Annotated in this window: 1 protein-coding gene; it reads left to right on the forward strand. The window is 66.1% G+C overall.

Translation table 11 applies throughout. The features are described 5' to 3' along the window. Window positions 1-380: hypothetical protein (locus Q3W56_RS20685; RefSeq protein WP_302896703.1), on the forward strand; the 380-nt coding region annotated here is incomplete at its 5' end. Window positions 381-451 lie beyond the last annotated feature (71 nt).

The raw sequence follows: 451 nt of genomic DNA on the forward strand, positions 1-451 counted from the left end.
TCCAAGGAGACGCCGTGGCCGCGCAGAAGAAGACCAAGAAGACCGACGACAGCACCACTGAGATCAACGCCCGGACCACGGACGGCCCGCAGGATGGTCGCTTCCACCGGGAGTACGTCGTGCCCGCCAAGAGCTGGAACGGCGACGTCGGCTCACACGAAGCGAACAAGGTGTCCGTGTTGCAGCAGGCACTCCACAGGGGCCTGCACCCCCGTGGAGACGTGTCCTTCGACGGACAGCACGACCACCCCGATGGGCAGTCCCTTGTCCTGCCGTACTCCGTGGATGTCCTGCTGGCCTCCGAGGATGACCAGCAGGCACAGACCAACACCCCGAGCAAGGCCATCGAGCGCCTCGGCGGCTCCACTCACGGCAAGTAAGGAGCCTCCTGTGGCAGCGGTCGGCTACACCTCGGGCGACCCCCGGAAGGTCAACGACACCGGAGACACCC

Source organism: Bacillus sp. C28GYM-DRY-1 (assembly GCF_030519405.1).
Classification (GTDB): Bacteria; Bacillota; Bacilli; order Bacillales; family Bacillaceae; genus Bacillus; species Bacillus spizizenii_A.